We start from the raw sequence: 12,863 nt of genomic DNA, 5'->3' as shown, positions 1-12,863 counted from the left end.
ACCAGTTCGAACCACCGACCCGTTGATTCTCAGCATCGAGAGCAAAGCCTAGCTCCAATAATTTTGGAGCTGTCGAATAATAGCAGATCATCCGATATTTATGCCCGCCGGGCATAAGCTGAAGCGCGCTGTCTTTTTCGATGAGCGAGGAGAAATCCGTGACCGGTCGTTCGAAAGCCAGGCGTTCCGCGCCTCGGGGCTCAATCTCGTCGTCAGTGCGATCGTACATTGGAATACGGTCTATCTTGATCGCGCGGTTACACAGCTAAAACGTGCGGGCCGAGGCATTCCAGATACTCTGTTGAAACACATCTCGCCACTGAGTTGGGAACATATCAACCTGACAGGCATCTACACCTGGGATGCGGAACATCAGATGCACAACGGATTTCGGTCGCTCCGCCTTCCGGCTGGGCTGCGGCGCGCCGCATAAGTTCCCGGTCCGTTCGCCCTATCGTACGATTTCGCACCGCTCTTGTTCCGACCCCCGGTTGTTCGTGCGCGAGCCGCGTTTGCCCTTCGTGCCGCCCGGCACACAATCCTTGATCCGTTCCCACTGGCCATCCCGAAGCGCATCACAATCCACGGCCGATCTCCAAAAGTCAGCCTTGAATCTGATTTGCGCCTCCGGCGGAATCCCAAATCGTTAAATCGTCACCACGACCTAATTCGGTCGAAGCCTTTTGGTCGCAATCATCATGACGAGATCTTCGGAGGCATCTGCGAGCGCCAGTGCCAATTCCGCAGCCGACCATCCACGTTTCTGCAAACTGACGAGCATTTCCACCATCGCGACTTCGACTTCTCGTCTGCAGCTCGAAATCGGCTTCAATTCGATATGTTTCTCATCACATGCCGTGGTCATCGTAGCCTCCGCTCTGCCATATGAAAGGCAGCGTTAACAATTTCGACAATGGGTGGATATGGTAGGGGTTGCATGCAAGCCTCGAGCCATTACACATCGACACAGATTGCCTCGGCTGCGCGCAACCCCTCGCGCGCCATTATTTGCCGATGTCCGGCATCAGGAGCGTCTCGCATGAATCTGCACAATAGGTGGTGGAATTCTTCCCGGCGCCTGAGGGATGCACGCGGAATGAGTCCTGTTGCAAGCCAACGCTTGCGCAAAGCGCGCAAGAACAATCCTCCGATGGTTCACGACCTCTCCTCCTATTTTTGCTTGTTTTGTTTTGAACAAATATCGTTGTAAGTTGCCGGCGCCTCGAAACTACATTGCACCGGCAGCTGCGTATTTTGGAAGTTCCGAACTTCCTTTGGAATTAACCACTACTCATTTAGATATATGAACAGGACGCAATTGTCGTTATCGCCGCATCCTGAAAGTTATCAGTCCGTCCATTTATGCTCGCCAGGGAATATGATAGGTAGCGGTTTTGTCGCAAACTTTTTAAAAGGCCGCAGAAGCGGCCATCGCTGGACACAATTATGCAGCGAGTGCGGCGAATTGCTGAAATGCCGATTGGCCACTGGTTGAAAATTGGCGCTTGCGGATCATGTGAGCCACCTCGATACCATCCAGTGTTGCTGACGCAGACTGAAAGGTTTTGAAGCCCTTCATGGGGCGGGTCAGCTTCTTGATAAACCGGTGGTCCTGCTCAATCGTGTTGTTGAGGTATTTGACCTGCCGGATCTCGATCAGCCAGAACCATCCATACAACAGCAGCCGCCAGTTGATGTTTTGCAATCCTGCCAGGTTCGCGCCGCTCTTGTCGATGACGACCTTTTCGGGCCAGCCATTGTTCTTAATCGTGCGGGCGAAGAACGCGCTGGCCGCGGCCTCATCGCGGTGCTCAGACAGCATGAAATCAAGGGTTTTGCCGAATTTGTCGACAGCCCGATAGAAATAGGTCCACTTGCCTTTGACCTGGATATAGGTCTCGTCCATCCGCCAGGAGCTGCTGGTTGCGGATTTGCGCCGCTGGGCCTGGCAGGCAATCAGGGGCGAATATTTCACGACCCATCTGTTCAGCGTCGCGTGGTCAACGGTAACGCCGCGCTCGGCCATAATAGGAGACCGCATATCTCACGTAGAAAAATACCGCGTATAAAATCACGTCTTTCGGGTAATGACTGCCTTTGAAATCGACCATGATCGGGAAACTCAATCTGCCTGCTCATCTCAACCCCGGATCTACGCCTACAATACTGGTTGCAAACCCGGTGAAAAGTTTTGCGATAGAACCGAAGTGTTCGCCTTGATGGGATTCGAACCGCAGACCCCGTAATTCAGCGGTACGCCACAGGAGAAAGGGTGACCTGTTGGGCTTTTGATCCGATGCCATTGCTCTGTGAGCAATCCGCCACTCCTGCCGCAGCCTTTTCAACAAATGCTGGAACCGCCGGCGCATTGGCTAACTTGCTAGTTTAATCAATCGTTGCCTGAGATCGGCACCGCTTTCCAGTTTGTAATCTAAGCTTTGAATTGCCTGGGACACAGCGAAGACAAGATCTTCGTTGCCGGGTGCAGCCGCTCCATCGGGAAGCCGGGTATTGTTTTCAAAACCCACCCGCACATTTCCTCCAGACAGTGCGCCAGCTGAAACGCACGCTGCTTCATGACGGCCGAATGCACAGACACTCCAATGCTCGAAACGTGGAATGCCGGTCGCCAGAAATGGCAGGAGATCGGTCGGCTGCGACGTCTGGTCTGCCGTGTATCGCCCAAGGACAAAGAGCACGGGAATGGTGCGCCATGGTATGAGGCCGCGCGTCTGCATGTCTGCGAGCACGACAGCCTCGGAGGGATCGTAGAGTATGATCTGGGGGAGTACACCCTCCCGCGCCATCCAGGCCAGGAGATCGGCGAAAGCAGCTTCGAACGAGGCGTCCGGGACAAGTTCCCGTAGCGCGAGGGACACCGCTTCCGGGCATGTCTCCTTGACGACAGCAATCTGCTCGGGCGGCGTATAAACACCGAGTGCCTCACTGGTGATCTGCACGACGAGATTATCGCCGACGCGTGACCTGATTGCCGACATCACCTCGCGGTATGCGTCCGCATCGAGAAGATGGCTGCCGTCCTTCTTGCGAACGTGGACATGTATCATCGCCGCGCCCGCCTCTCTGCATCGAACGCCGGTCTCGGCAAGTTCCGTTGCTGTCAAAGGAAGGTTCGGATGGTCCAGCTTGGTCTTGCGGCCGCCGTTCGGAGCAACCGCTATTGCGACGGACTTCAAACCAGTCTCAATATTCATGAAAGCGCTCTCCGTCATGATCCACACGGATCATATAATAATTTTATGAAACATATGTTGAAATAGCCTGCAAGGGGATTATAAATCGGACATGGATCGAGCACCTCTTCGCCAAGCCATCATTGACACGTTCGACAGCATGTCCGCGCAATTGCAGACGGCGTCGCGCTATATCCTTGACCATCCCCGCGATGTCGCCCTCCTTTCCATGCGGGAGCAATCGAAGCATGCCGGTGTCCAGCCTGCGACCATGACCCGTCTGGCAAAACATCTCGGCCTCGACGGATACGACGCGATCCGCGCGATGTATGCCGAGGCGGTGCGCGGCAAGGAGCCCGGTTTTGCCGGAAAAGCCGGCGCTCAGGTCGCCAGCCAGAAGCTCAAGGGCGATCATGCGCTCGCCGCAGACATGCTCGCCTCGATCAGCACCCAGGTCGCCCAATTGGCGGAGCCACAATCCTTGAACCGGATCGTTGAAGCGGCCACGCTGCTCGCTGCGGCAAGACGGGTCTACTGCCTGGGACTTCGGTCGAGCCATTCAGTCACATGGCAGTTGCATTACATGATGTCGCTGATCGGCGAGAAGTCCGTCATGCTGGACGGTCTGGGCGGAACCGGAGCGGATGCAATCGGGAACGCGCGCAGCGATGACGTGCTGCTGGTTGCCAGCGTTCTGCCCTATACCCGTGCGACCATCGAAATCGCTGAATACGCCCACCAAAAGGGCGTTCCTGTCGTTGCCGTGACCGACAGCGAAGTAGCGCCTCTCGCCCAATTCGCTACCGTCGCCGTGCTCGTCGCTACCGAAAGTGCGTCCTTCTTCCATACGATGTCGCCGGCCTTCGCCGTTGCCGAAGTCCTTGGCACCCTCATCGCCGGAAACGCAGGCGAGAACGCGGTCGAAGCGCTCAGACGGTCCGACGAACTGTTTGCTTCGTTCAAAACGCATCTCAAACCCCGGAACCCGAAAAAACGGCCATGACCCATATTCTGCATCGTGTAATCCATTCGAAACTTCCCGTCGCGGTGCGCGGTCAAGGCATCGAAATTTTCGATGCCGATGGAAAAGGTTACATCGATGCGTCGGGAGGAGCGGCCGTCTCGTGCCTCGGCCATGCGCATCCCGCAGTCCTTGCCGCGCTGCACGAACAGCTCGACACTATGGCCTATGCGCACACGGGTTTTTTCACGACCGACGTCGCCGAGCGGCTCGCTGACCGGTTGGTCGATGACGCGCCAAAGGGTCTCAATCATGTCTATCTCGTCAGCGGTGGCTCGGAAGCGGTCGAGGCAGCGTTGAAGATGGCGCGCCAGTATTTTGTCGAGAAGGGCGAACCGCAGCGCCGGCACATCATCGCGCGTCGTCAGAGCTATCACGGAAACACGCTGGGAGCGCTTGCGACGGGGGGCAACGAGTGGCGGCGTTCGCAGTTTCGGCCTCTTCTGATCGAAACACACCATATCGATCCTTGCTACTCCTATCGGCTGCGGCACGAAGGCGAAACCGATGAAGCCTTCGCCGCGCGGTCCGCTCAGCAACTTGAGGACAAAATTCTCGAACTTGGAGAAGATCAGGTCATTGCCTTCGTGGCGGAGACCGTGGTGGGCGCCACGTCTGGCGCAGTGCCACCGGTTGCCGACTATCTCAAGAGGATTCGTGCGATCTGCGACAGGTATGGCGTCCTGCTTATCCTCGACGAGGTCATGTGCGGGATGGGCCGGACGGGCACGCTTCACGCCTGCGAACAGGATGGTGTCGTCCCTGATCTCATGACCATCGCCAAGGGATTGGGCGGCGGTTATCAACCTGTAGGAGCCGTGCTTCTTTCGGGCAAAATCTTCGACGCCTTCGCCAATGGCTCCGGTTTCTTCCAGCATGGTCACACCTATATGGGCCACCCGATGGCCGCGGCCGCCGGCCTCGCCGTTCAAAACGTCATCCGCAACGAAAACCTTCTGGCCAATGTGGACGCCATGGGAGATCACCTTGAAACCCGACTGATCGAACGTCTCGGCAACCACAACCATGTCGGCGACATCCGCGGACGCGGATTGTTCCGAGGCGTTGAACTTGTCAGGGACCGGTCCACCAAAACGCCGTTCGATCCATCGGCAAAACTGAACGTCCGCATCAAAAGGGAAGCGATGGCGCGAGGCCTGATGGTTTATCCGATGGGCGGCACGATCGACGGGCAAACGGGCGATCACGTTCTGTTGGCACCGCCCTTTATCGTCACGGACCGGGATATCGACACGATCGTAGAGCGTCTCGGTGACGCGATCGATACGGCGGTTGCCGGCCTGGCGTAATCCTCCCGGATGGCTTGGCAATCGCATAAACAAGCGATCAGCTTTCCTGCTTTCTTGATCGAAGCCGACCTCGAAGGAGGTCGGCTTTTTTCTGTCATGCGCTCGAAACGGCTTTGCGTGCCGTTTCAGACCAGCATTTGCGCCCATGACGTGGGTTCAATCGGCGTTGTAACAATTTGTGATCCATTCGTTTCGTGAGTAAAATTCATGATCTATATGGATCATTTTTGATCGTCTTGACCACTTTATGTGCGCGCCCGGAAAGCCGTGGTTTTATTTCAAGATTTCCGGCTCACGCTAACCGCTTGGAATCTCAGAGATCTACCGCCGCGACAGTCTTTGGGCGTCGGGAGCGGATGTTTCCGTCATTAGCAATCGGCGTCTTGCTTTTGGCCATCTCTCATACCCTCTCGGCGCGCCAGTGCAAATTTTGAATGCGACAGCCTTATCAATGCAGTTTATATTTGCGCATGTCGATCGAAGGCAAACGCCGAATGCATTTGCCGAAAAAGGGGAACTCACATGAAACTGAGATTTGGATACCTACTTGGAGCCGCTGTTGCAGCGACAATCGCGTTCTCGCTTCCGGCACGGGCCGCCGATCTGGTCGTCGCCACCGATACGGCATTCGTACCGTTCGAGTTCAAGGAAGGCGACAAGTATGTCGGCTTCGACATCGACCTCTGGGATGCTGTCGCTAAGGACATTGGCGTCACCTACACACTGCAGCCGATGGACTTCAACGGCATCATTCCCGCCCTTCAGACGAAACAGGTCGATGTCGGTCTCGCCGGCATCACGATCAAGGACGAACGCAAGAAGGTCATTGATTTCTCCGACGGCTACTATGACAGCGGCTTCCTGCTGATGGTTCCGACGGACAGCGCTATCAAGGGACCGGAAGATCTCAAGGGCAAGACGCTTGCCGTGAAGACGGGAACTTCCGCCACCGACTACGCCAAGGAGAACTTCAAGGATTCGGAATTGCGCCTGTTTCCGAACAGCGACAACGCCTATCTCGAAGTTGCAACAGGCCGCGCCGACGCCGCGATGCACGACACGCCGAACGTGCTCTATTACATCAAGACCAATGGCCAGGGCAAAGTGAAGACCGTCGGTGCGCAGATGATGGCACAGCAGTACGGCATGGCGTTCCCCAAGGGCAGCGAACTTGTCGCCAAGGTCAACGCCTCGCTGGCCAAACTGAAGGCGGACGGCACCTATACCACCATCTACAAGAAGTGGTTCGGTACCGAACCGCCCAAGAGCTGATCTCCAAAACGAGATTATCAGCGCCGGCCCCGCCGGCGCTCCTTCCTCGCATGGAGATGATTTCTATGGAATTCGAATGGTCGGTCGTCTGGCAGGCGCTGCCGGAACTGTTCAAGGGCGCGCAGCTTACGGTCATGATCGCGCTGGCCGGGCTTGTCGGTGGCCTTATCATCGGTGTCGTTGCCGGCCTGATGCGCGCCTATGGCAATGTCGTCCTGAACGCAATCGCTTTCATATATGTCGAACTCATCCGCGGCACGCCGATCGTCGTGCAGGTGATGTTCATCTATTTTGCGCTTCCGCTGGTCGCCGATATCAGGATCAATCCGATCACCGCGGCGATCACCGCGATCGTCGTCAATGCGGGGGCCTATATCGCCGAAATCGTCCGGGGATCGTTTCTGTCCATCCATAAGGGACTGAAGGAAGCCGGGCTCGCGCTGGGTCTTCCACTCTGGAAGGTGCTGTTCTACGTCATAGGGCCGCTAGCCTTCCGGCGCATGATCCCGGCGCTCGGAAACCAATTCATCGTCAGTTTGAAGGACACGTCGCTGTTCATCGTCATCGGTGTGGGCGAACTGACCCGCCAAGGCCAGGAAATCATGGCGGCGAATTTCCGCGCCGTCGAAATCTGGTCGGCCGTTGCCGTGTTCTATCTGATCATGACCGGAACGCTGACCCTTATCCTGCGTGTAACCGAGAAAAGGATGCGAATCCTGTGAGCCTCGTCGAATTCAAAAATGTCACCAAGAACTTTGGGCCGATTTCGGTCTTGAAGGACGTCGACCTCAAGATTGACGAAGGTGAGGTCGTCGTGTTGATCGGCCCGTCCGGATCCGGAAAGTCCACCCTGCTGCGTTGCATCAACGCGCTTGACGAGATCAACGGCGGCGATCTGATCGTTGATGGAATCAGCGTACGCGAAAGCCGTTCCAAGGTCCGGCTGATCCGGCAGGAAGCTGGGATGGTGTTTCAGCAGTTCAATCTGTTCCCGCAGATGACAGCGCTCGAGAATGTTGCGTTTGGACCCCGCAGGGTCCGCAATCTGAGCAAGGCGGACGCAACCGAACAGGCAACGGCGCTACTTGCGAAGGTCGGGCTTGCGGACCGCGGCCATCATTACCCGTCGGAGTTGTCCGGAGGCCAGCAGCAACGTGTCGCCATCGCTCGCGCCCTGGCGGTCAAACCGAAGCTGATGTTGTTCGACGAACCGACTTCAGCGCTTGATCCGGAACTGCGTCACGAGGTGTTGCGCGTCATGCAGTCGTTGGCCGAAGAGGGCATGACGATGATCGTGGTGACGCATGAAATCGGTTTCGCCCGCAAGGTCGGAACCCGGCTTATCTTCATGGAGAACGGCAACATCGCCGTTGACGGCGATCCGGCCGTTCTGCTCGACAGCCCCGAAAATCCACGCCTCCGCGAGTTCCTGCAGCATGTCCATTGACACAGACTATCGCCTTGCCAGCCTGAGCCTTTCGGGAAGCCACTACGATATCGGACAGGGTCTCGGTCGTCATGGCGCGTCCCTCGTTCACGGACACCTCGTCAAGACATATGCCTGGGCGACGGTCATGGCGCTCAGGCACGACGACCGCATAGGTGCGGCGAGGTCATTGGTCGAGGAGCGTTATCCGCAGTATCTGCAGGAACTCTCAGGCTTGGCAGACGGACTGGAGCTGCCCTTCGACGAAGTCTTTGCATGGAACTGCCGGGGCGACGTCTGGGCGATGGCGCCGGATGGCTGCACCACGGTCCAGATACCCGGTTCATTCCCGGTCATCGCCCATAACGAGGACGGCGATCCGGGGCTGCGGTCGCGATGCGCGCTGGCGACCATCACCCCGGACCAAGGTCAGCCATTCACGGCATTCCTCTATCCGGGATCGATACCCGGGCACACATTTGCGATCAATGGCAGCGGTCTCGTGCTTACCGTGAACAACATCCGCTCTACGCTTGCCGGAGATGGATTGCCGCGGATGGTGCTGAGCCGCGCCGTTCTCGACTGCGCGACGATCGACGCCGCACTGACTTTACTGTCCGGGGCACCGCGCTCCGGCGCGTTCCACTTCACGCTGGCGCAGGCAGGGCAGTCCCGTTTGGCCAGCGTCGAGTTCACGCATGCGAAGTGCTCGATCGCGGAAATCGCCAGCCCAGCCGTCCATGCAAATCATTTTGTCCATGTGGAGATGGCATCCGAGCCGCAAATCATAACGGGGTCGTCCGGCTCACGGCAGGAACGTGGTCAGGATATTCTCGATGCAAGCGACGAACCGCCGGCACCATTGTCTGTCCTATGGGATCAAGAACAGCGCATTCTTCCGATCTACCGAGCCCAGCCGGACGATCCTGATAACGAGAACACCCTTGCGACCGCCGTATTCAAAATCGGCAAGGACAGCGTCGACTGGGCTGTTTATGATAGCGCGGGATCGGTGGCACGTTTCGAAAATACCGGCCTGAAGATCGCGACAATGTGACATCGAGGCAGACGCATGGTTTTGACGGATGGAGCGACTGGATTTGCAAAACCGGCGACAATCGAGGAACTCCGAAACCTCACGGTGAGCATCAACCGTGAGAGCGCCAACATCTCTCTCGGCAACAAGGCTCTCGACGTGTTGGCGAAGCTGGTGGACACGCCGGAACAGACCGCGGTTCGAACCATTTCCGAACTGGCCGACACCCTCGGGGTGAACCCTTCGACCCTGACGCGGCTTTCGCAGAAGCTCGGCTTTGCCGGGTTCAGCGATTTTCAAAGTGTTTTCCGCCAGGCGTTTTCCGCTGACGATCGGTACTTCTATAGCCGGCAGGCGGGGCGTCTTCTTTCCACGAAGGAAGACAGCGAGGAGGAGCTGCATATCTTCGACAGGCTCGGTCTCGAGACCAAGAACAACATCGACGGATTCCTGACGCAGCTTGACCCCAAGTCGCTGCTTGAAGCCGCCGGCCTGCTTTCAAACGCCCGCCGCGTGAGGGTCCACGGTGTCCGTCAATTCCACGCGTTTGCAAGCTTTCTGACCTATGGTCTGGGGATGCTGCGGAGCGACGTCTCGCTTCTGGATGCGCCTCGCCTTGGTGTTGCCGAAGCCTTGGCACAACTCGAAAAGGGTGACGTCGTGGTGGTGGCGAGTTGCGCGCCATACACACGCAGTGTCGCGAACGTGGCAGAAGTCGCAGCCAAACTCGGCCTCGCCGTCATAGCGGTGACGGACACGCGCGCCTCCCCCCTCGTTGGGCCGTCGCAACACGCATTTTTCGTTCCCCACACGAGCAGCTTTTTCAGCAATAGCATGGGGGCCTACATCGTGTTCTGTGAAGGTTTGCTCAATCTCGTCGCGCACGAGATGGGTGATCGCGCAATGACAGGTCTTGCTTCGCGAGAAGCGCTGATCAGGTCGATGAAGGTGGAAGTCTAGCCAGGCGTATTTGCCAACTTGGTAGGCTCATTGACCATGAGAGCTGAATCGCCGACATGCATCACTTCGTGTTATGGGGACTTGCACTCGCCTGAATTTTAGCGAAAATCCTGATCGTAATAGGCGGGCTCCCGACAGCAGTGCAGTGCGCCAAAATATTCACTCAATAAATCAAAGACGATTGCAGATTGACGGCAGCGTGGGCAATCGGCCCGCCGAGACTGAACAATTCGAGCGAGTTTAGATCCATCTTCACGGCGTGGATGCGACATGACTTTCGTGGAATCGCAAGGGGACAGAAAGTATCGGACCAGCGAGCGAGTGGGCGGGCTGGTTGAGTGCTCATCGCTGCAGGTCGAGCTCCGGCGTTTCGATCCGGGCTGGCAGGTCGACCTTACGCTTGAATGCACCGAGATAGCCGTCCTGTTATCGGGCCAATCGAAGTCAGGTGGACCGGTGACGGTCACCGGCAGGAGGCTATCGCTCGCCCCGGTGTCGCTTGGATATGTCCGGCGGGTGTCCATGAGAGCGATGTAGAAATCATCGGCACCATGCCCGAGTCCCTGCACATCTTCCTGCCGCCGTCGCTCGTCGGTGAGAGCGCGCTTTCGAACTTTGACATCGACCCGGCCCGGGTGCAGCTCGCCTATGCGGGCGGCGTCCCCGATCCCATGGTGTTGCAGATCGGCCAGCTCTTTCGCGGTTTGTTGAATCGAAGCCTGGAGCCGACCGATCGCCTCTTCCTCGACGGCATTCAGATGGCGCTGGTGGCGCACCTGCTCGACACCTATTCGTCTGGTCGGTGGCATCCTGCCGTGCGGGTGCCGACCATCGATCCAAAAAGGCTGCAACGCGTCTTCGATTTCATCGAAGCCCGCATCGCCGCAGAGATCTCGCTGGATGACCTTGCTGCCGAGGCCTGCCTTAGCCCCTTTCATTTTGCCCGTATATTTCGCAAGGCCACCGGCCTGACCCCGCATCGCTACGTCACCGAGCGACGGATCGAGGCGGCCAAGGAAAAGCTGCGGCTTGCGCGATCCTCCCTCGTGGAGATCGCGCTCGATACCGGCTTCGGCTCGCAGGCGAATTTCACGCGCGTCTTCCGCAAGATGACCGGCTTGACGCCCGGCCAGTACCGGGCGCTTGTCACCGATTAGCGGTATCCGCCTGCCGGAGATGCTCGCCGCTCGTGCGCGCACGCACGCCGGAGCGCAAGATTTGTGCATAGCGGAGCAAGAGCTGCAAATACTGCAAAACCCTTTTCGGCCTACACCTGTCTCATCGAACGGGGAGCACTCGTCCCCGAACGAAAAGAGGAGGCAGGCAGATGATTACCATCGACCAAGCTCGCAGGATCATCGCTGCAGGCGAGGCGCGGGCTCAAGAAATCGGCGTGCCGGTCAATATCACGGTCCTGGATGCCGGAGCCCATCTCAAGGCATTCAGCCGAATGGACGGCGCAGTGCTCGGTTCGATCGACCTTGCCATGGGCAAAGCCCGGACGGCCGTATTGTTTCAAACCACAAGTGAAGCCGTCTGGGACTATTGCAAGCCCGGCGCTCCCGCCCATGCCCTCGAATTATCCAACGGCGGCCTGGCTCCCTTTCCCGGTGGCATCTCGCTTTTTGCCCCCGACGGCACGGTGATCGGCGCCGTTGGCGTTTCCGGTGGAGCGGTGCCGCAGGATCTGGAAATCGCGCAGGCAGCGGCTGCAGCCGCGGCGTGATGCTTGTGCCAGCCCCTGATTTTGAACAAACCCCAAGTCTCGAAAGGAATGTCGCATGACCAAGACCATTTTGATCACCGGTGCAGGCTCCGGCTTCGGCAAGGCTGCCGCCATCGGCATGGCCAGGAACGGCCACAGCATCATCGCGACCACGCAGGTTTCGTCGCAGGTCACGCCGCTGCGTGAGGAAGTCGCCGCCCTCGAACTCAAGAATTTCCGCGTCGAGCGTCTCGACCTCACCGACCCCTACGATATCAAGCAGGCGCAGGGCTGGGACTTTGACGTCCTCTGGAACAATGCCGGCATGGGCGAAGCCGGCCCGGTCTGGGAAATCCCGATCGAGCTCGTTCGCAAGAACTACGAAGTCAACGTCTTCCTGCCGCTGGTGTTGACCCAGGGCGTCGTGCAGAAATGGGTGCGCGAACGCAAGAGGGGCAAGGTGGTCTTCACGTCCTCGATGGGCGGCCTCTTCACTCCGGCCAACTGGGGCACCTATGTCTCCACGAAGCACGCTTTGGAATCGATCGCCGAAGCGCTGCAGCAGGAGCTCGCCTCGTACGGCATCAAGATCCAGACGATCAATCCGGGCGCCTACTACACCGGCTACAACGAGACGATGGCCGACAATCCGTTCCGCTGGCTGGATGACAGCAAGAACTTCACCAAGCGCGCAGATCTACGCAAGGGCTTCGACGATTTCTTCGCCACCCCCGAAGGTAAGATGGACCCGAAGGAAATGATCGATCGCATGATCGACGTCGTCCCGGCCGACACCGGCAGGTTCCGCAACGTGGTTCCGAAGATCATCGAGGACATGCTGAAGGAACATCAGCTGAGAGCGTGGGAAAACCAGATCTGATCAACGTTTTTGGCGGCGAGCGCTGCAAGCGGCACCCGGGCAGCGGGTGTCGCGCCACC

Annotated in this window: 11 protein-coding genes and 4 pseudogenes; 11 read left to right on the top strand and 4 right to left on the bottom strand. The window is 57.9% G+C overall.

Annotated elements, in window-relative coordinates; translation table 11 throughout:
- Positions 1-112 precede the first annotated feature (112 nt).
- A pseudogene (locus A6U98_RS35095) lies at positions 113-433 on the top strand (Tn3 family transposase); the annotation flags it as partial.
- A 54-nt stretch (positions 434-487) separates the two neighbouring features.
- On the opposite strand, the pseudogene A6U98_RS37025 reads toward A6U98_RS35095, so the two are convergent.
- The 4 genes and pseudogenes from A6U98_RS37025 to A6U98_RS35080 all read right to left on the bottom strand — a co-directional run.
- Positions 488-586, bottom strand: a pseudogene (locus A6U98_RS37025) (IS5/IS1182 family transposase); the annotation flags it as partial.
- A gap of 78 nt (positions 587-664) precedes the next feature.
- Complete coding sequence (locus A6U98_RS35090; protein WP_018444696.1) at positions 665-865, bottom strand: hypothetical protein; 201 nt, start codon at positions 863-865, stop codon at positions 665-667.
- Between the two features lie 579 nt (positions 866-1,444).
- Positions 1,445-2,111, bottom strand: a pseudogene (locus A6U98_RS35085) (IS6 family transposase).
- Between the two features lie 261 nt (positions 2,112-2,372).
- On the bottom strand, positions 2,373-3,215 hold the full coding sequence (locus tag A6U98_RS35080) for a 3-keto-5-aminohexanoate cleavage protein (protein WP_245304609.1): 843 nt from the start codon (positions 3,213-3,215) through the stop codon (positions 2,373-2,375).
- 91 nt (positions 3,216-3,306) lie between these two features.
- On the opposite strand from A6U98_RS35080, the gene A6U98_RS35075 reads away from it, so the two are divergent.
- From A6U98_RS35075 to A6U98_RS35030, 10 genes and pseudogenes are all read left to right on the top strand, one after another.
- Positions 3,307-4,197: a MurR/RpiR family transcriptional regulator gene (locus A6U98_RS35075; protein WP_064655794.1), complete on the top strand. Its 891-nt coding sequence runs from the start codon at positions 3,307-3,309 to the stop codon at positions 4,195-4,197.
- On the top strand, positions 4,194-5,525 hold the full coding sequence (locus tag A6U98_RS35070; protein ID WP_064655793.1) for an aspartate aminotransferase family protein: 1,332 nt from the start codon (positions 4,194-4,196) through the stop codon (positions 5,523-5,525). The genes A6U98_RS35075 and A6U98_RS35070 overlap by 4 nt, the downstream gene beginning before the upstream one ends.
- 522 nt (positions 5,526-6,047) lie before the next feature.
- Entirely contained in the window at positions 6,048-6,797 is a 750-nt protein-coding gene (glnH, locus tag A6U98_RS35065; RefSeq protein WP_018245566.1) for a glutamine ABC transporter substrate-binding protein GlnH, read from the top strand.
- 65 nt (positions 6,798-6,862) lie between these two features.
- The gene (gene glnP, locus A6U98_RS35060) at positions 6,863-7,519 is read left to right on the top strand and encodes a glutamine ABC transporter permease GlnP (protein WP_064655792.1); all 657 of its coding nucleotides are present in this window, start codon (positions 6,863-6,865) and stop codon (positions 7,517-7,519) included.
- Positions 7,516-8,244 carry a glutamine ABC transporter ATP-binding protein GlnQ gene (gene glnQ, locus A6U98_RS35055; protein ID WP_064655791.1) on the top strand — a complete coding sequence of 243 codons (729 nt, stop codon included), beginning with the start codon at positions 7,516-7,518 and terminating at the stop codon, positions 8,242-8,244. Before glnP ends, glnQ begins: the two co-directional genes overlap by 4 nt.
- Entirely contained in the window at positions 8,234-9,280 is a 1,047-nt protein-coding gene (locus tag A6U98_RS35050) for a C45 family peptidase (RefSeq protein WP_064655790.1), read from the top strand. The genes glnQ and A6U98_RS35050 overlap by 11 nt, the downstream gene beginning before the upstream one ends.
- Before the next feature lie 15 nt (positions 9,281-9,295).
- Positions 9,296-10,219, top strand: a complete 924-nt coding sequence (locus tag A6U98_RS35045; RefSeq protein ID WP_064655789.1) for a MurR/RpiR family transcriptional regulator — start codon at positions 9,296-9,298, stop codon at positions 10,217-10,219.
- Positions 10,220-10,489: 270 nt separating this feature from the next.
- A pseudogene (locus tag A6U98_RS35040) lies at positions 10,490-11,376 on the top strand (AraC family transcriptional regulator).
- A gap of 170 nt (positions 11,377-11,546) precedes the next feature.
- The gene (locus tag A6U98_RS35035) at positions 11,547-11,945 is read left to right on the top strand and encodes a heme-binding protein (protein WP_064655788.1); all 399 of its coding nucleotides are present in this window, start codon (positions 11,547-11,549) and stop codon (positions 11,943-11,945) included.
- A 55-nt stretch (positions 11,946-12,000) separates the two neighbouring features.
- Positions 12,001-12,804 (top strand): SDR family oxidoreductase, encoded by an 804-nt coding sequence (locus tag A6U98_RS35030; protein ID WP_064655787.1) that lies wholly within the window; start codon positions 12,001-12,003, stop codon positions 12,802-12,804.
- Positions 12,805-12,863: the final 59 nt, after the last annotated feature.

The organism is Rhizobium sp. WYCCWR10014 (assembly GCF_001657485.1).
Taxonomy (GTDB): domain Bacteria; phylum Pseudomonadota; class Alphaproteobacteria; order Rhizobiales; family Rhizobiaceae; genus Rhizobium.
This window is presented reverse-complemented; position numbering and strand designations above follow the sequence as displayed.